The 17,630-nt window shown below is 59.1% G+C and carries 20 protein-coding genes; 19 read left to right on the forward strand and 1 reads right to left on the reverse strand.

Translation table 11 applies throughout. The features are described 5' to 3' along the window. Positions 1-46 precede the first annotated feature (46 nt). The 3 genes from T18_RS08230 (at position 47) to dapB (ending at position 2,417) form a co-directional block, all read left to right on the forward strand. The gene (locus T18_RS08230) at positions 47-430 is read left to right on the forward strand and encodes a methylglyoxal synthase (protein ID WP_003514504.1); all 384 of its coding nucleotides are present in this window, start codon (positions 47-49) and stop codon (positions 428-430) included. A gap of 21 nt (positions 431-451) precedes the next feature. Beyond that, a complete protein-coding gene (locus T18_RS08235; RefSeq protein ID WP_038489449.1) occupies positions 452-1,474 on the forward strand; it encodes a glucokinase in 1,023 nt (340 codons plus the stop codon). Between the two features lie 115 nt (positions 1,475-1,589). Beyond that, the gene (gene dapB, locus T18_RS08240) at positions 1,590-2,417 is read left to right on the forward strand and encodes a 4-hydroxy-tetrahydrodipicolinate reductase (RefSeq protein ID WP_038489447.1); all 828 of its coding nucleotides are present in this window, start codon (positions 1,590-1,592) and stop codon (positions 2,415-2,417) included. Between the two features lie 22 nt (positions 2,418-2,439). On the opposite strand, the gene phnF is transcribed toward dapB, so the two are convergent. Then, on the reverse strand, positions 2,440-3,177 hold the full coding sequence (gene phnF / locus T18_RS08245; protein WP_038489443.1) for a phosphonate metabolism transcriptional regulator PhnF: 738 nt from the start codon (positions 3,175-3,177) through the stop codon (positions 2,440-2,442). An 82-nt stretch (positions 3,178-3,259) separates the two neighbouring features. Between phnF and phnG the strand changes: the two genes are divergently transcribed. From phnG to T18_RS08325, 16 genes are all read left to right on the forward strand, one after another. After that, positions 3,260-3,721, forward strand: a complete 462-nt coding sequence (phnG, locus tag T18_RS08250) for a phosphonate C-P lyase system protein PhnG (protein ID WP_038489441.1) — start codon at positions 3,260-3,262, stop codon at positions 3,719-3,721. After that, positions 3,721-4,329 carry a phosphonate C-P lyase system protein PhnH gene (phnH, locus tag T18_RS08255; RefSeq protein ID WP_038489438.1) on the forward strand — a complete coding sequence of 203 codons (609 nt, stop codon included), beginning with the start codon at positions 3,721-3,723 and terminating at the stop codon, positions 4,327-4,329. Before phnG ends, phnH begins: the two co-directional genes overlap by 1 nt. A 1-nt stretch (position 4,330) precedes the next feature. Next, a complete protein-coding gene (locus tag T18_RS08260; protein WP_038489435.1) occupies positions 4,331-5,440 on the forward strand; it encodes a carbon-phosphorus lyase complex subunit PhnI in 1,110 nt (369 codons plus the stop codon). A gap of 133 nt (positions 5,441-5,573) precedes the next feature. Then, entirely contained in the window at positions 5,574-6,476 is a 903-nt protein-coding gene (locus tag T18_RS08265; RefSeq protein ID WP_003514490.1) for an alpha-D-ribose 1-methylphosphonate 5-phosphate C-P-lyase PhnJ, read from the forward strand. Further along, positions 6,473-7,249, forward strand: coding sequence for a phosphonate C-P lyase system protein PhnK (gene phnK, locus T18_RS08270; protein WP_003514488.1), 777 nt, complete (start codon positions 6,473-6,475; stop codon positions 7,247-7,249). Before T18_RS08265 ends, phnK begins: the two co-directional genes overlap by 4 nt. A gap of 4 nt (positions 7,250-7,253) precedes the next feature. Further along, complete coding sequence (gene phnL, locus T18_RS08275) at positions 7,254-7,961, forward strand: phosphonate C-P lyase system protein PhnL (RefSeq protein ID WP_019564521.1); 708 nt, start codon at positions 7,254-7,256, stop codon at positions 7,959-7,961. Then, on the forward strand, positions 7,958-8,575 hold the full coding sequence (locus tag T18_RS08280) for a DapH/DapD/GlmU-related protein (RefSeq protein ID WP_038489430.1): 618 nt from the start codon (positions 7,958-7,960) through the stop codon (positions 8,573-8,575). Before phnL ends, T18_RS08280 begins: the two co-directional genes overlap by 4 nt. Before the next feature lie 237 nt (positions 8,576-8,812). Next, positions 8,813-9,673 (forward strand): phosphonate ABC transporter ATP-binding protein, encoded by an 861-nt coding sequence (gene phnC, locus T18_RS08285; RefSeq protein ID WP_003514481.1) that lies wholly within the window; start codon positions 8,813-8,815, stop codon positions 9,671-9,673. 85 nt (positions 9,674-9,758) lie between these two features. Next, positions 9,759-10,664 carry a phosphonate ABC transporter substrate-binding protein gene (phnD, locus tag T18_RS08290; protein ID WP_003514479.1) on the forward strand — a complete coding sequence of 302 codons (906 nt, stop codon included), beginning with the start codon at positions 9,759-9,761 and terminating at the stop codon, positions 10,662-10,664. 69 nt (positions 10,665-10,733) lie between these two features. Beyond that, entirely contained in the window at positions 10,734-11,720 is a 987-nt protein-coding gene (phnE, locus tag T18_RS08295) for a phosphonate ABC transporter, permease protein PhnE (RefSeq protein ID WP_046205506.1), read from the forward strand. Beyond that, positions 11,720-13,069, forward strand: coding sequence for a phosphonate ABC transporter, permease protein PhnE (gene phnE, locus T18_RS08300; RefSeq protein WP_038489427.1), 1,350 nt, complete (start codon positions 11,720-11,722; stop codon positions 13,067-13,069). Before phnE (T18_RS08295) ends, phnE (T18_RS08300) begins: the two co-directional genes overlap by 1 nt. 266 nt (positions 13,070-13,335) lie before the next feature. Then, positions 13,336-14,034 carry a DUF1045 domain-containing protein gene (locus T18_RS08305; protein WP_038489424.1) on the forward strand — a complete coding sequence of 233 codons (699 nt, stop codon included), beginning with the start codon at positions 13,336-13,338 and terminating at the stop codon, positions 14,032-14,034. Next, positions 14,031-15,167, forward strand: a complete 1,137-nt coding sequence (locus tag T18_RS08310; protein WP_003514474.1) for an alpha-D-ribose 1-methylphosphonate 5-triphosphate diphosphatase — start codon at positions 14,031-14,033, stop codon at positions 15,165-15,167. Before T18_RS08305 ends, T18_RS08310 begins: the two co-directional genes overlap by 4 nt. Next, on the forward strand, positions 15,164-15,775 hold the full coding sequence (phnN, locus tag T18_RS08315) for a phosphonate metabolism protein/1,5-bisphosphokinase (PRPP-forming) PhnN (protein WP_038489421.1): 612 nt from the start codon (positions 15,164-15,166) through the stop codon (positions 15,773-15,775). The genes T18_RS08310 and phnN overlap by 4 nt, the downstream gene beginning before the upstream one ends. Before the next feature lie 87 nt (positions 15,776-15,862). Continuing rightward, the gene (locus tag T18_RS08320) at positions 15,863-16,903 is read left to right on the forward strand and encodes an AraC family transcriptional regulator (RefSeq protein WP_013635267.1); all 1,041 of its coding nucleotides are present in this window, start codon (positions 15,863-15,865) and stop codon (positions 16,901-16,903) included. Positions 16,904-17,286: 383 nt separating this feature from the next. Further along, on the forward strand, positions 17,287-17,532 hold the full coding sequence (locus tag T18_RS08325; RefSeq protein WP_003514469.1) for a LuxR C-terminal-related transcriptional regulator: 246 nt from the start codon (positions 17,287-17,289) through the stop codon (positions 17,530-17,532). The last annotated feature ends 98 nt before the right edge of the window (positions 17,533-17,630 follow it).

A 17,630-nucleotide genomic window follows, 5' to 3' on the forward strand; every position in this document is an offset into this window, starting at 1 on the left:
GAAGGCTTCAAATCGATTTAATTCTTTATGGGAACAGGCTGGGGACATGGCAGGACAACGCTGTATCGCACTCATCGCTCACGACGAGAAAAAAGACGATATGGCGGATTTTGCGCGTCATCACCAAAAGGTGCTTTCCGGCTTCAAGATCGTCGCCACCGGCACCACCGGCGGGCGCGTTCAGGAAGCCTGCCCCGACCTCAGCGTCATTCGCCTCAAAAGCGGCCCGCTTGGCGGTGACCAGCAGATCGGTGCGATGATCGCCACCGGTGAGGTCGATATGCTTATCTTCTTCACCGACCCGCTGACGGCGATGCCGCATGATGTGGATGTGAAGGCGCTGACGCGGCTTGCCACGGTTTACGACATTCCCATGGCGCTCAATCGCGCCACCGCAGAAAACCTGATCGACTTCAACCTCGCCGAATGACGCGCCAACATGGAACAGGTAATGCCGAAGACGTCCGATACCGAATATCTTTCCTTTCCGATCCTTCTTGGCGACATCGGCGGCACCAATGCCCGCTTTTCCATTCTGATCGATTCCTTTGCGGAACCGGTGCACCTCACCACCGTGAAAACAGCGGAATATCCGACAATTGACGACGCCATCCAGCAGGCGGTTCTGGACAAGACCTCGCTTCAGCCCGTGTCGACCATCCTTGCGATTGCCGGCCCCATCGAAGGCGACGAGATTCCGCTGACCAACTGCCATTGGGTCGTTAAGCCGAAAGATATGCTGGCCAAACTCGGCCTGAAGGATGTCATCGTCATCAACGATTTCGAGGCGCAGGCACTGGCTATTGCCGCGCTCGACGACGACAACCGCGAGTCTATCGGCTCCGGCAAAAAAGACATGCTGGCATCGCGCGTCGTTCTCGGACCAGGCACGGGCCTTGGCGTTGCCGGTCTGGTTTACGCCCGACATATGTGGTTTCCCGTACCCGGCGAAGGCGGCCACATCGATATCGGCCCCAGAAGCGCGCGTGACTATGCGGTCTTTCCGCATATCGAGACCATCGAGGGCCGTGTCGCCGGCGAACAGATCCTTTGCGGGCGCGGGCTGGTCAATCTTTACCGGGCCATCTGCACCGCCGATGGCATCGAGCCGATCTTTTCCGATCCGGCCGACATAACCTCGCAGGGGCTTTCGGGCCAGAACCCGCAGGCGAAAGAGACGCTTTCGCTTTTCAGCACCTATCTCGGCCGTGTGGCGGGTGACCTTGCCCTGATCTTCATGGCCAAGGGCGGTGTCTATCTCGCAGGTGGCATTTCGCAGAAAATCGTTCCGGCGCTGAAAAGCGCTGAATTCCGGGCGGCGTTCGAAGACAAGGCGCCGCACAGTGCCCTGATGCGCAGCATTCCCACCTTCGTCGTTACCCATCCACAGGCGGCCCTTTCCGGTCTCGCCACCTACGCGCGCACCCCTTCGGATTTCGGCCTTTCACTCGACGGGCGGCGCTGGAGAGCCTGATCTGCGCTTGGGACAGGCTTGCGAAGCGGGCGGGCGGTCTTTAACGTCGGTGAGGTATGGGGCAGTCAATTGAATGGCGACCTTGAACGGCAGGACGTGAAAAGTGAGTGAAGGCATGAGCGGCAGCGATACGAAACTGGTGGTGGTTGGTGCGGCGGGCCGCATGGGACAGGCGCTGATCCGCCTTATTCACCAGACACCGGGTGTAACACTGCATGCCGCCGTCGCACGCGAAGGGTCTGCTTTTGTTGGCCGCGATGCCGGCGAGATTGCCGGTCTCGGACCAATCGGCATCGAGGTCACCAGCGATCCCTTGCAGGCATTCCTGCATGCGGAAGGGGTGATCGACTTCACCTCGCCTGCAACCAGCGTCACTTTCGCCGGTCTCGCCGCGCAGGCCCGCATCGTTCACGTCATTGGCACCACCGGTTGCTCACTGGGCGACGAGGAAAAATTCAAGGCAGCGTCACGCCATGCCCGCATCGTCAAATCGGGCAATATGAGCCTCGGCGTCAATCTCCTCAGCGTTTTGACGCAGCAGGCCGCCAAGGCACTGGATGCGCAGAACTGGGATATCGAAATCCTTGAAATGCACCACAAACACAAGGTGGACGCGCCCTCCGGAACAGCGCTGCTGCTCGGCGAAGCGGCGGCAGCGGGCCGCAAGGTCGATCTCGCCACCTCCTCCGTTCGCGTGCGTGACGGGCATACGGGTGCGCGCGAAGCGGGCACAATCGGTTTTGCGACCCTGCGCGGCGGCTCGGTGATCGGCGAACATTCGGTGATCTTCGCTGGCGAGGGAGAGCGCGTCGAGCTTTCCCACTACGCCGGCGACCGCTCCATCTTCGCACGCGGCGCGATTGCGGCGGCGGTCTGGGCCTTCGACAAGAAGCCGGGCTTCTATTCGATGCTGGATGTTCTCGGCCTTTCGCAGGCAGAATAACGCTTCAGTCTATGTCTGCGCCTTAATTTTCCACGGTAAACTCAACCGTATCTGCCGAGAACCGGCTGATGGCATATTGCACGGGAACGCCGTCCATATCCGCGTTCAGCGCCTGAGTGACGAGCAGGATTGCGCCCGGCGACAATTCGAGATCGGCCAGATCCTGCGTATCAGCGTGGCTCGCGGAAATAACGGTAGAGATGCGCACATAATCCGCGACGCCCAGCATTTCGAAGGCGGCGGTGATCGACCCACTTTTTTGATAGGCTTCCCCTATCCCTGAAAAACGGTCCGCCGGAAACCACGTGGTCGAGCGGGAAACCGGCCGGCTGTCGGCCTTTCGCAGGGTTTCCAGACGCACAAGCGGTGCACCCGGCTGCAATTGCAGCCGTGCCGCCAGGTCGGCATTTGCCGGCTCGGTGGTGTGGGAAAGAAGCAGCGCCTGCATATCCTTCACCTGATCGCTGATACCGGCCGTGAACCGTGTGCGCAGTGAAATCGGAAAGCTCAGTCGTTCCTTGCGCGCAATCATCGTGCCGCGCCCCTGCCTCGCCTCGAGAATGCCTTCGCTTGCCAGCGCGGCAATGGCGCTCCTGACGGTATGGCGGTTGACACCGAATTTTTCGGCCAGCGTCATTTCTGGCGGCAACATGCCGGTTTCGTCGTGATCGCCCGCTGCGATCTCGCCCCTGATCCTGTCGGCGATCTGTCGCCAGAGCGCCACGCCGTTCTTTCTTTTCATCGCTGCCGAAGGGTTCATGTCACACGCTTGTCATTCATCGACGTTAATTGTAACTTATATTGTATAGTTGTCTATATCAATAGACATTAGAGGTCAAGCGATGAATAACGAAGCTGCGAATTCACATGCGGAAAGGAAACGGGTGGCGGCACTTCTTGCCCGCGCCACCGTTCAGGAACTTGAGGCCGTCTGGAGCCGGCAGGATGCCAGCCCGCAGACGGAAAACGTGCGGGGGCCTGAAACCGGCCTCGTGATGGTCAAAGGCCGTATCGGCGGCGGCGGTGCGCCTTTTAATCTGGGCGAAACCACCGTGACCCGGGCAACCGTGAAGCTTGCATCCGGCACCGTCGGCCATGCGCATGTGCTCGGCACCGGTCGCAAGAAGGTCTGGTACGCTGCGGTTTTCGATGCGCTCTGGCAGGAAAACCCGACACGCGGCTTCATCGAGACCGAGCTTCTTTCACCGGTCGAAAAAAGACTGGCCGAGGAGAAAGATCGGAAAACGAAAGAAACAGCTGCAACTCGTGTGGATTTCTTCACCATGGTTCGAGGAGAGGATTGATGGGCGTGAAAGCCGAAGCATTGACGGGCGGTTTTTCCGACGCCGTTTTCGATTCACAGCGAATCTTCAAGAAGCTCATGGACGGCATGGCCCGGCCAGGCACAGCGCAAACGATTGAAACAACAGTTGCCCCGCCGCTGCCGCTTGGTGCGGCCAGCGGCGCCGTTCTTCTTGCACTTTGCGACCATGACACGCCGGTCTGGCTGAGCGGCGCGCTACGCAAAACCACGGTGCCGGGATGGATCGGATTTCACACCGGGGCGGTTACAACAGAGGAAAAAAGCGCGGCGCATTTCGCCGTCATTGAGGCGGGAAGCGCAATTGCCTCCTTCGGTCTCTTTGCCCAGGGCAGTCAGGAATACCCCGACCGTTCCACGACGGTCATCATCGAATTGCCCGATCTTGACGGCGGACGGGAACTGCTGCTGTCCGGCCCCGGCATCCGCCATATCAACATCATTAGCCCATTCGGCCTGCCGGACATATTCCCGAGGCTATGGGCGGAAAACAACGCCATCTTCCCGCGCGGCATCGACATCATCCTGACGGCTGGCGACAAATTCGTCTGCCTGCCACGCACGACGCGCATTCAACCCGTGGAGGCATAAGATGTATGTTGCTGTCAAAGGCGGGGAAACCGCCATCGCCAACGCCCACCGGCTTCTGGCAGACAAGCGGCGCGGAGACCGCGACCTGCCCGCCATGACGGTGGCGCAGATCGTTTCGCAGCTTTCGCTCGCCGTTGACCGGGTCATGGCGGAGGCTTCGCTTTACGACCAGTCGCTGGCCGCCCTTGCCGTCAAGCAGTCTCGCGGCGACATGATAGAAGCGATTTTCCTGCTGCGCGCCTACCGCACGACCCTGCCCCGTTTCGGCTATTCTGTTCCCGTGGATACTGCGAAGATGACGGTCCAACGGCGCGTTTCGGCGACCTACAAGGATTTGCCGGGCGGGCAATTGCTGGGACCGACCTTCGATTACACCCACCGCCTGCTCGATCCCTCGCTGCTGGAGGACGGAGCTGTCGAGATCCCTGCCATCCGTGAAGGCGAGACAGAATACGTCATGCGCGTATCCGACATTCTCGCCGAAGAAGGCTTGATCGAAAGTGACGGCGACATGCCGGACGACCATGTTGCCGGCGATCTGACACGCGAACCGATAGAGTTTCCGATGGCGCGCGACCTGCGCCTGCAATCGCTTGCACGCGGCGACGAGGGCTTTCTTCTGGCGCTCGCCTATTCGACGCAGCGCGGTTACGGCCGCACACACCCGTTCGTCGGTGAAATCCGAATCGGCGAGGTGGAGGTCGAACTGGATGTGCCGGAGCTCGGTTTTGCTGTCTCGCTCGGAGACATCAAGGTCACCGAATGCCAGATGGTCAACCAGTTCAAGGGTTCTGCCAAGGCACCTCCGCAATTCACCCGCGGTTACGGTCTGGTGTTCGGCCAGAGCGAGCGCAAGGCGATGGCCATGTCACTGGTCGACCGGGCGCTACGCGCCGCTGAATTCGGTGAGGATGTGGTTGCCCCGGCGCAGGACGAGGAATTCGTCATCTCGCACGCCGACAATGTGCAGGCGACGGGCTTTGTCGAACATCTGAAATTGCCGCACTACGTGGATTTTCAGGCCGAACTGGGCCTGGTGCGCAAAATGCGCGCCGATTTCGACGCGACCGACACCGATGCCGGGGAATGGATGAGCGATGCCGCCGAATAAATCAGCGACTGTGCTGCTCGCCGAACCAATAGGCGCAAAAGACGGTCAATGCTGCAAAAGCGGCAAAGAACACGGCTGCAAGAATTCCAATCTCCATGAGCTTGTACTCCTTTTTTCGCAAGGTTAACGCGCAATGCTTAAAGAAGTTTCATTCGACGACGGGCTGGCTGCCTACAACTTCGCCTATCTGGACGAACAGACCAAGCGGATGATCCGCCGGGCGATCCTGAAGGCAATTGCCATTCCCGGTTATCAGGTTCCCTTCGCTTCCCGTGAAATGCCCATGCCTTACGGCTGGGGCACCGGCGGCGTGCAGGTGACCGCCGCCATCCTCGGTCCAGACGATGTCCTGAAGGTTATCGACCAGGGCGCCGACGACACCACCAACGCCGTTTCCATCCGCGCCTTCTTCCAGAAGGTCGCTGATGTCGCCGTCACCACCCGCACCAAGGATGCAACCATCATCCAGACGCGGCACCGCATTCCCGAAGAAGAACTGCATTCGGGGCAGGTGCTTGTCTATCAGGTTCCCATTCCTGAACCCTTGCGGTTCCTCGAGCCGCGTGAGACCGAAACCCGCGTCATGCATGCGCTGGAGGAATACGGTCTGATGCACGTCAAGCTTTATGAGGACATCGCCCGCAACGGCCGTATCTCCACCACCTATGCCTATCCGGTGAAGGTTGCGGGGCGCTATGTGATGGACCCCTCGCCAACCCCGAAGTTCGACAATCCGAAAATGCACCTGTCGGACGCCCTGCAATTGTTCGGGGCCGGGCGCGAAAAGCGCATCTATGCCGTGCCACCCTACACGGATGTCGTCAGCCTGGATTTCGAGGACCATCCGTTTGAAATCCAGAGCTTCGACAAGCCCTGCGCGCTGTGCGGCGGGGAGAATGTCTATCTGGACGAGGTGGTGCTGGACGACAAGGGCGGGCGGATGTTCGTCTGCTCCGACACCGACCATTGCGAAGACCGCCGCGCCCATGGCCACAAGGGCCATTTGCTGGCGGATGTGAAGGAGGCCGCAGAATGAGCGACGCACCGCTTCTGAAAGTCAGGGACGTTTCGAAATATTACGGCGACCGCGCCGGTTGCCGCAACGTCTCCTTCGAGCTTTATCCGGGCGAGGTTCTGGCAATCGTCGGTGAATCCGGCTCCGGCAAGACCACGCTTCTCAACTGCATTTCCACACGGCTCGTGCCGACGGCTGGCAGCGTGGAATATCGCATGCGCGATGGCTCGGTGCGAGACCTCTATCATATGGGCGAGGCCGAACGGCGTTTCCTGATGCGGACAGACTGGGGTTTCGTGCACCAGAACCCAGCGGATGGACTGCGCATGGCGGTTTCGGCCGGCGCCAATGTCGGCGAGCGGCTTATGGCTGTCGGTAACCGGCATTACGGCAATATCCGGCAATCAGCCAGCGAGTGGCTGGAACGGGTGGAAATCGGCACCGACCGCATTGACGACCAGCCTCGCGCCTTTTCCGGCGGCATGCGTCAGCGTCTGCAGATTGCCCGCAACCTGGTGACCTCACCACGACTCGTCTTCATGGACGAACCGACCGGCGGCCTCGATGTTTCGGTGCAGGCACGCCTGCTCGATCTCGTGCGTGGTCTCGTCAACGATCTCGGCCTCGCCGTTATCGTCGTCACCCATGATCTGGCGGTCGCGCGGCTGCTTTCCCATCGCATGATGGTGATGAAGGGTGGTGACGTCATCGAACACGGTCTGACAGACCGGGTGCTGGATGATCCGCGCGAACCCTACACGCAATTGCTTGTTTCCTCCATTTTGCAGGTTTGACGCCATGCCGACACCCCTTATCGTTTCGGAAGTCTTCAAAAGCTTCACCATGCATCTTCGCGATGGCATCGAACTGCCTGTTGTCCGCGATGTCAGTTTCTCCGTGTCCGGCGGAGAATGTGTCGTGCTCGGCGGCCCGTCCGGCATCGGCAAAAGCTCGATCCTGAAAATGCTCTATGGCAATTATGCCATCGACAGCGGCCAAATCCTCATCCGCCACGAGGATCAGGTCATCGACATGGGCAGCGCCTCGCCGCGCACCATCCTCGAGATTCGCCATCGCACCATCGGGTATGTCAGCCAGTTTCTGCGCACCGTGCCGCGCGTTCCGGCGATCGACGTCGTCGCCGAGCCGCTTTTTGCGCGCAAGGTTGCCGCGGAAGAGGCCCGCGAGCAGGCAGCCGTTCTGCTTTCGAAACTCAACCTGCCGCGGGAATTGTGGTCGCTGCCGCCAGCAACCTTTTCCGGCGGCGAGCAGCAGCGCGTCAACATCGCACGCGGTTTCATCACCGATCACGCGATCCTGCTTCTCGATGAACCGACCGCATCCCTGGATGCCGCCAACCGACGGGTGGTCGTGGAGATGATCGCGGAAAAGAAGTGCAAAGGGACGGCCTTGCTCGGTATTTTCCATGACGAGGAAGTGCGGGAAGCCGTGGCCGATCGCGTTCTGGATGTCTCGCAATTCTCCCCCCGGAAGGCAGCGGCATGAGTGTGAAGGTCGGTCTCGAACCTGTTGTCCACGAAAGTGCCCGCGTCACCAATTCATCGATCGGCCGCTATACCGAAATTTCGGAACGCTGCCGCATCGAGGAAGTGGAGATGGGCGACTATTCCTATGTCATGCAGGACGGTGCGATCTGGTGCGCCACCATCGGCAAATTCGTCAACATCGCCGCATCCGTCCGCATCAACGCGACCAATCATCCGATGTCGCGCGCCACACTTCACCATTTCACCTACCGTGCCCGCAATTATTGGGACGACGCCGAAGATGAAAATGACTTCTTCGCCGCCCGCCGCGCCAAGCGCGTGGTGATCGGCCACGATGTCTGGATTGGCCATGGCGCGACCATCCTGCCTGGCGTCACAATCGGAAACGGTGCGGTAATCGGGGCCGGTGCGGTCGTGTCGAAAGACGTTGCGCCCTATACCATCGTCGGCGGCGTACCCGCCCGGCTGATCAGGAACCGCTTCCCGGCGGACCTTGGCCAGCGCATGGACGATCTCAAATGGTGGGACTGGGACCACGCAACGCTGCGCGGCGCACTGGACGATTTCCGCACCCTCGCCGCCGAGGATTTCGTGGCGAAATACGCCGGGTAAAATCGCGCCACACCGAAGAAACTGCAGATTCCGGGGGTCGTGCTCCGGGGTCTCTCTAACCATGTCTGCGAGACACCCGCCGGCCTCAATCCGGTGGCACGACTACTAAAAGGTTCGCAGGCGACCACGCGCACGCCTTATCTGCGCATTCTGTAATATTTTCTTCATCAAACTGACATTCACGCTTCACGCACCGCTGTTAGGTCGAACCCCATCAGAAGAAGATTGGACGGGGAAATGAGCTTTCACCTGAAGCAAGTCACGCGCCGTTTCGGCAACCACACTGCGGTCGATTCCGTGAATGTGGAAATTCCGCAAGGCCAGATGGTTGGCGTGATTGGACGTTCTGGCGCAGGAAAGTCAACGCTGCTGCGAATGATCAACCGCCTCGTCGATCCCTCCTCGGGTTCCATTCATTTCAACGACACGGAAGTCTCTTCGTTGAAGGGTGCCGCCCTGCGCAACTGGCAGCGCGACTGCGCGATGATCTTCCAGCAGTTCAATCTGGTGCCGCGTCTCGACGTGCTCACCAATGTCATGCTCGGCCGCCTGAACCACCGTTCGACCGTGCTCAGCCTGTTCAACATCTTCACGGATGAAGAGCGCCTGATGGCGATTGCCGCCCTCGAGCGGCTCGGCATCGAGCACGTAGCCATGCAGGCGGCGGGCACGCTTTCCGGCGGCCAGCAGCAGCGCGTCGCTATCGCCCGGGCACTAATGCAGTCTCCGAAGATGGTTCTCGCCGACGAGCCGATCGCCTCTCTCGATCCCCTGAACGCCAAGATCGTCATGGACGCCCTGCGCGACATCAACGAGCGTGAAGGCATCACCGTCATCACCAATCTGCATACGCTGGATACGGCGCGCAATTATTGCGAACGCATTATCGGCATGTCGCAGGGTCGAGTCGTTTTCGACGGAACACCCGCCGAACTGACGGCTGCGGCGGTCACGGAGATTTACGGCACGGATTCACACGGCGCCGGCATCGACGAGACCATGACCTCGACCAGCATCAATATTCCCGGCGCGCAGCTTGCCGCGCGTCCGGTTCAGCAATCTGCCGGTCCCGAACCGCTGGCTCTCGCCGGGCTCTGAGGAACCGCTCAGCATCGTTTGCGCCCGCGTCAAGGGCCGATACTTCACAACAAACTCCGGCTCGCCGGGAAACAGGAGAAAGTCCATGTTGAAGAAAATCCTTCTTTCGGCAGTCGCCCTTGGCGTTCTGGCCGGTTCGGCCATGGCTCAGGACGTCAAGGTCCTGCGTATCGGCCTCGACGGTTCGGAAAATGAAGCCGACCAGATCCGCAACACGAAGTGCGTTGCCGATGGCCTCAAGGCTGCAACCGGCGTTTCCGAAGTTCAGGTTTTCCCGTCGCCGGACTATAACGGCGTTATCCAGGGCCTGCTCGGCGGCACCATCGACATTGCATCCATGGGCGCTTCTTCCTACGCCAAGATCGCCATTGCCGATCCCAAGGCCGTCGATCCGATCCTGACCTATACCGGCTCTGACGGTTCCAGCGGCTACTACACGATCATGGTTGCCCGCAAGGACAGCGGCATCAAGTCTCTGGCTGACGCCAAGGGCAAGAAGATCGGCTTCGCCGACCCTGACTCCACCTCGGGCTTCCTCGTCCCGAACGTATCGATCCCGAAGGAAACCGGCGTTCCGGTCAAGGAATATTTCTCCGAAACCGGCTTCGGCGGCGGCCATGAGAACCTCGTTCTCGCCGTTCTCGACAAAAAGTTCGACGTCGGCACGACATTCGGTTCGGGCGTCGGCAAGTGGGAAGAAGGCTACTCCGGCGGCAACCTTCACCAGATGGTCAAGAAGGGCAACCTCGACATGGACGATATCGTTCAGGTCTGGAAATCCCCGCTGATCCCGAACGGTCCGCTTCTCGTTGCCAACAAGATCGGTGACAGCATGAAGCAGAAGGTCGAAGACTTCTTCATGGAACTGCCGAAGAAGGATCTCGCCTGCTTCCAGGGTTACACCCAGGGCAAGAACACTGCCTACATCAAGGTCGACCCGGCTTTCTACCAGACGATCATCGACGCCCGTAAGTCCGTTATCGGCGGCTGATCCTCAGATCATATGCGGAAGCGGCGGTGCCTTGCGGCATCGCCGCTTTTGCCAATAAAGGAAAGCGGCATGGCGACCACACTGCAACATGGTACCCTCACGCCTGAGGGATTGAGCACATCGTCCCGAACGGTGATGCGTCATTATCAACAGCAGCTTAGGACACGGCGGATTTATACCGTTATGTCGCTCGTTATCTTCCTCATCGTCCTTGCCGCCTCACTGAATTTCGCCAATGAGGCCAATTCGGGCAAGTTCTTCGAGCGCCTGCCATATTTTTTCGACTTCATGAAAACATTCGTGCCAGATAGCCCGCTCGAGGTCTTCCGGGCGATGTTCGACCTGCCGTCGCCCTATGACAACGGTTCGCTGAAATACAACTATGTCGCGGATCGCGTTTACATCACCAACGGTTTCTACATACCGCATTTCATCTATCAGCTGATCATCACGCTCAACATCGCGCTGGTCTCGACGATAATAGGCACGACCTTCGCATTTGTGCTGTGCTTCTTTGCCTCCACCAACCTTATCGGTGCCGGCCTCGTGCGCTGGGTGGTTCGCCGGGTAATGGAGATCCTGCGCGCTTTTCCGGAGATCGTCGTCGCGGGATTGCTGACTGCCATCTTATCGATCGGGCCGATCGCGGCGATCATCGCGATTTCCGTGCACACCATCGGGGCTCTGGGGAAGCTATTCTTCGAAGTCGTGGAAAATGCCGACATGAAGGCGGATGAAGGCCTGCGTGCCGCGGGTGCCAACTGGCTGGAGCGGGTTCGCTTTGCCATCGTGCCGCAGGTCCTGCCCAATTTCGTGTCCTATGCATTGCTGCGTGCCGAAATCAACGTACGCGCCTCGACCATCATCGGCGCCGTTGGTGGTGGCGGCATTGGCGAGGTCTTCCGGCTGTCGATCGGTAACGATCACGCCTCCAAGACCTATGCCATCATCATCCTGCTGCTGATCACCATCATCGCCGTAGACCAGTTTTCCAGCTGGTTGCGCCGCAGGCTGATTGGCCATCAATCCTTCGAATTCGGACGGGGAGCGGCCTGATGTCGTCCAGCTTCATTCTCAATACCGCAGACCGCGAGAGGCTGACGGCCGCACATCCCGCAATTTTCAATCGCGGCTTCATGCAGCGATACGGCTTGCTGACCGGTATTGTCGCCGTCCTCGTCTATCTCACCGCCTGCTTTTTCTTCTTCAATGTCGGCCCCGCTTTCATGCAGGGCCGATGGGATCGCGCTTCGAGCTACATTCAGGACTGGTATTCCTGGCGGGCCCAGCCACGCCTTCGTTTCGAAGACGGCAAGGTGAACCCGCAGTGGTCAAGCCGGATGCAATATCCCGCCGATGCGCCGATCGACTGGCTGCAACCCTTGCCGGATGGCGGCTACAGCGTCGTTTACGCGGGCACGCAAAACCGTCTGGACGTAACGCCGACCCGGGTGGACGTCTATGTCGACGGCAAGAACTATCCCGTCATCATCAATGGCGACAAGGCCCTGGCGCCTGAGGTCCTGCCGCAAGAGATCACGCAGGACGGCAACAAGGTTCTCGTGCATTACGGTTTTGCCGGACAGGCGGAAATCCGCACCAGCCAGGTTTACGTGCAGCGGCGGTTCCTCGGATGGGCGAACTTCCTGTTCGATACCAAATCGGAATTCTGGGGCAAGAGCTACGGCGACCTTGCCGCACTGGCGCTGTGGGGGGAAAGGCTCGATCCCACGCGCTCAAACATCAGCCACATGGTCGATGATTTCCTCGACAATGGTGTCTGGCAGCACGCCGATATTCTTTCCAAGCTGATGCAGACGCTGGTGATGGCCTTTGTGGGCACGCTGTTCGGCACGCTCGTTGCCCTGCCGCTCGCTTTTCTCGCCGCACGCAATATCACCGCCAACAGGGCCGCCAACTGGGGCATGAAGCGTCTGTTCGACTTCCTGCGCTCGATCGACATGCTGATCTGGGCGCTGTTTTTCACCCGCAGCTTCGGTCCGGGGCCGATCCCCGGCATTGCCGCGATCTTCTTCACCGATACCGGCGCGCTCGGCAAGGTCTATGCCGAGGCGCTGGAGAATGTTGACGACAAGCAGCGCGAGGGCGTCAAATCGGTTGGCGCTTCTCCCATTGCCGTCAATCGTTTCGGCGTGCTTCCGCAGGTCCTGCCGGTCTTCATTTCCCAGTCGCTTTATTTCTGGGAAAGCAACACCCGTTCCGCCACGATCATCGGTGCGGTTGGCGCTGGCGGCATCGGTTTGAAACTGCTGGAAGCGATGGGTACCAATGCCGACTGGGACAAGGTCGCTTATATGGTGCTGCTCATTCTCTTCGTGGTTTTCCTGTTCGACCACATCTCGAATTCCCTGCGGTCGCGCCTGATCGGGAAAACCCAGCATTAATTCATAAAGCAGGAGCGGGATTTCGCTATCCCGCTTCCCGAGACGTGCGCAAAACCGGAACCTCTTTGCAAAGTCAGATACATCCCCTCAATGCGCCAGCATCCGTCTTGCGGACATTCGAGAGACACGCAGCGTTTCAAGCGCTTTTTTTCCTGGGGCATCATCATTCTGTCACGGAAAGCGATTACCTCGCACTCCTGACCTTGCGGGAAGCGGGCGAGTCACGCCAAATAGCTTTTCATCCAGGTTTTCCATGACACCGAAGAGTGCTTGCCGTGCGCTACGCCATCTATTTTTCTCCGGCTAAAGATCATCCACTGACTGAAGCGGCGTCGCGCTGGCTGGGACGCAATGCCTTTTCCGGCGCGCAACATGATGACCATGCCGCTTATGCGGAGATGACCGAGGAGCCGCGCCGTTACGGTTTCCACGCGACGCTGAAAGCCCCCTTCGAGCTTTCCGAAAAATACAGCGAAGCGGATCTCGTCGCCGCCCTCGAACAGTTTGCGGCCAGCCAGTCCGTCTTCGATATTCCGCGTGTTGTCATCGGCGCACTCGGGCCGTTTTTCGCGCTCGTTCCGGATCGCACCTACCAGCCGCTGCAGGATTTTGCCGCTGAGATCGTCGACCATTTCGACCGTTTTCGCGCGCCCTTGTCCGAGACCGACATTGCCCGCCGGCGCCCGCAAAACCTGACCGAAAGCCAGCGGCAAAATCTGTCGCTCTGGGGTTATCCGCATGTCATGGACGACTTCCGCTTTCATATGACGCTGACGGGCCGCATCGACGAAAGCGACGCGCCCGCTATCCAGGATGTGCTTTCGACCAAGTTTTCCGAGTTCGTCGACCGGCCTCTCACCATTTCCGGCCTCGCTTTGTTCGTTGAGAAAACGCGCGGCGCACCATTTACCGTTCATCGCTGGCACCCGCTTGGCCAGCCGCCAAAGAAAGATGCTGACCCATGACCGAGCATGCCCTTTCCAACGCCCGTATCGTTCTGGAAGACGATATTATTCTGGGATCCGTTCTGATCCGTGACGGCAAGATCGCCGATATCAGCGAAGGCGCCTCCAAGACCGGTGAGGATCTCGAAGGCGATTTCCTCATCCCGGGTCTGGTGGAACTGCACACCGACCATCTGGAACAGCACTATTCGCCGCGTCCCGGGGTTATCTGGGATAAGATCGCCGCCATTCAGGCTCACGATGCGCAGGTCGCGTCATCAGGCATTACCACTGTTTTCGACTGCCTGCGGCTCGGCTCCGACGAAGATGGCGGGTTCAAGAAGGGCGAGATGCGGGAAATGGCGGATGCCATTGAAACCGCTGCCGATCAGAACCGCCTGCGGGCAGATCACCTGCTGCACCTGCGCTGTGAAGTCGCCTCCGCCGATGTGCTTGAGCATTTCGAAGATTTTGAGACCGATCCGCGTGTGCGGCTGATTTCGATGATGGACCACTCCCCGGGGCAGCGCCAGTTCCAGTCGATGGATCAATATATCTTCTATTACCAGAAGAAGCGCGGACTGAGCGACGAGGCTTTCGCCGAGTTCGTCAGACGCCGGCAGACGGCATCGGCGGAGTTTTCTGCCAAGCACCGGGATTACCTGGCGGCCCGCTGCGCCGAGCGCGGCATAACCGTTGCAAGCCATGACGACGCTACAGAAGCGCATGTGGGCGAAGCGATCGGGCACGGCGTGAAACTCGCGGAGTTCCCCACCAGCGTCGAGGCGGCAAAGGCTTCGCACAGCGCCGGCATGAGCGTGCTGATGGGCGCACCGAACATCGTTCGCGGCAAGTCCCATTCCGGCAACATCGCCGCGCGTGATCTTGCCGAACTTGGCGTGCTGGATGTTCTCTCTTCCGACTATGTGCCGTTCAGCCTGCTTTACGCACCGTTCCTGCTCGCCGACCAGGTGGAAGCCATCACTCTGCCGGAAGCGTTGCGCATGGTTACCTCCACGCCGGCACGAACGGTGGGCCTTCGCGATCGCGGCAGCATCGCAACGGGATTGCGGGCCGATCTGGTCCGAGTTCACCGTGAGGACGGCGTTCCCGTCGCCCGCTCGGTCTGGCGTCAGGGCAAACGCGTGGCATGACCGGCAACGGACAGGATAGCCGGCTTGACGGCCAGACACTGGGTACTGTGCCCGGAACCATGATCGTAATTGTCGGCCCGAGTGGGGCCGGCAAGGACACGCTGATGGATTATGCCGCAGCGCAGCTGTCCGGGCGGCCGGGCTTTCATTTCACACGCCGGGTCATTACCCGCAGCGGCGATGCCGGCGGCGAAAATCACGATGCGGTTTCCATGCACGAGTTCAACCGGCTGGAAGACGAAGGTGCTTTTGCCGTTTCCTGGCAGGCGCACGGGCTGAAATATGGCATTCCGGCCGCCGTCTATCGTCATCTTAATGCGGGAGACGTGGTCATCGCCAACGGCTCCCGCTCAGCCCTGCCCCAGTTCGGCACCGCCTTTGCACGCCTCAAGGTCGTGAACATCGTTGCACGGCCGGACGTGCTGGCGAAGCGGCTGGAGCAGCGCGGGCGGGAAAGCCGGGAGGATATTCTCCGGCGGCTGGAACGCAGTTCGCTCACGGTCGTCGGGGATTTTGATGTGACGACCGTGGACAATAGCGGTGCCATGGAAGATGCGGGCAAAACCATCATGCAGGTGCTTGAGCAGAGCGGCCGTCGCCACATTTAAACTCCACAGGCCGAACTGCTCGACAAATGGCTTCCCAACGCTTACCATCAGGCGACAATTTCCAAACATGGTACGCCAAGGCGAGGGATGCCTGAAAAGAGGGTCAGCGACGAGATAACAGTGGTGGCCGGTCTGGCCGCCGGCGTCGCCAATTATGCACGGTCGCGGGGCATCGATATTGCCCCCATCTGCAAGGCTCTCGATATCGATCCCGCCACTTTCGGCAGCGTGACGGAGCGCATCAGCCTCGACCGATTTTGCCGCCTGCTCGAGACATGTGCGTTGATTTCCGGCGACGACGCCTTTGGTTTGCAATGCGCGTCCACCTTTCCCGCCGGCGCATCCGGCGCGTTCGGATATGGCCTGATGAGCGCGCCGACAGTGCGGGCTTTCCTGCGTTTTCTTCAGGATCACGTTTATTACGCGACCAATAACAGCAATTTCACCATGGTCACGGATGCCGCGCACGTAACCCTGTCGTGGTCCTTTGCGCCTGTCATCGCCAAACGCGATCAATATGTGGATTTGTCGCTGACAGCTCTGATCCAGCGCCTTCGCGATATTCTGGGGGAGCGCGTCAACCTGATCGAGATCGGTCTGGAACGGCCGAAACCGGTTAATATTCAGCTATTTAAAGAAAGAATGACCAAGCGCGTCAGCTTTTCGCAACCCATCCATACCATGCGTCTTCCCACATCGCTTCTGGACGTGGTCAACCCAAATGCAGATGAGCGGCTGTTCGAGCTGATGAACTTGCAATGCCGGATGCTGCGGCCGGAGACATCGGCAGACGCCACGCATTTCATCGATCAGGTGAAGCGTTACATGCAGGTGCGGCTGTCGGATGCCGAGCTTTCGCTGAGCGAGATCGCCCCCTATTTCAACCTGTCGGAACGCAGTTTTCAAAGACGGCTTGCCGAGCTTGGGACTAATCTCAACGAGATAAAGGACGCCATTCGCAAGAATGCCGGCTTCAAGCTCCTCGTGGAAAGCGATCTTCCGGTTTCCGATATCAGCTACAGGCTCGGCTATTCTACGCCGGGTGCGTTTTCGCGTTCCGTTTCCCGCTGGTTCGGGGCAACGCCCACGGACATTCGCAAGAAACACGCGCATCATTCCGCCGTATAGGGCCCATTCCCAGCATCAATATTCCATATATCCAAAATAAATTTGGGAAATATGTCGGCGTTCTTTGGATTATGTATCGAAACATAACAATAAAAACGCAAAACTTGGCGTGAGATGTTATTCTCTTGAGATGGCAGACCGCCTAATAGAACGCCGCAATATGCCTTCGGGCATGACGGAAAATATTCCAAAGCTTTGAATTTTACATTGTTCTGGACAAGAACCGATTTCGGGTTTTTGGGAAGGACGATGCAGTCATTCTTTCATCGCCGAGGATATGCCCATGCCGGGACCGGCTGGCTGCGAGATCAGCTGCTTATTGCCTGGTTCCTGAGGCCACATCCCGCTTTGGGAAGGTCAATCTCTTTTGAGGCTGAAAGACTATGTCGTCAAAAACGCAGCATGAACGTCACCAGGCGCGTGAAATCGTCCTTTCGGATCGTGAGCGGCAATATCTGGGGCTCGTTGCGCGGGGCCGACATCCTTCTCACATTGCCTTGATAACGGGAGCGGACGAAGCGGATGTTAAAGATACTCTGGAACGGGTCCGCCTAAGGCTAGGTGCGGCCAATCTGCTGAATGCCGTCAGCATCGCCCTGCTGCGTGGACTGATCGAACAGGATATTTAGAGGTTCCCTCTCGCTCCAAAAGCTTACGCGAAATCGTCCCCTTCCCGTAAGCCAAAACCGGATGTGTTGCTTTCTGCGCCAAAAACCCACCATTTTGA

Source organism: Rhizobium sp. TBD182 (assembly GCF_001950375.1).
In the GTDB taxonomy this organism is placed as follows: Bacteria; Pseudomonadota; Alphaproteobacteria; order Rhizobiales; family Rhizobiaceae; genus Agrobacterium; species Agrobacterium tumefaciens.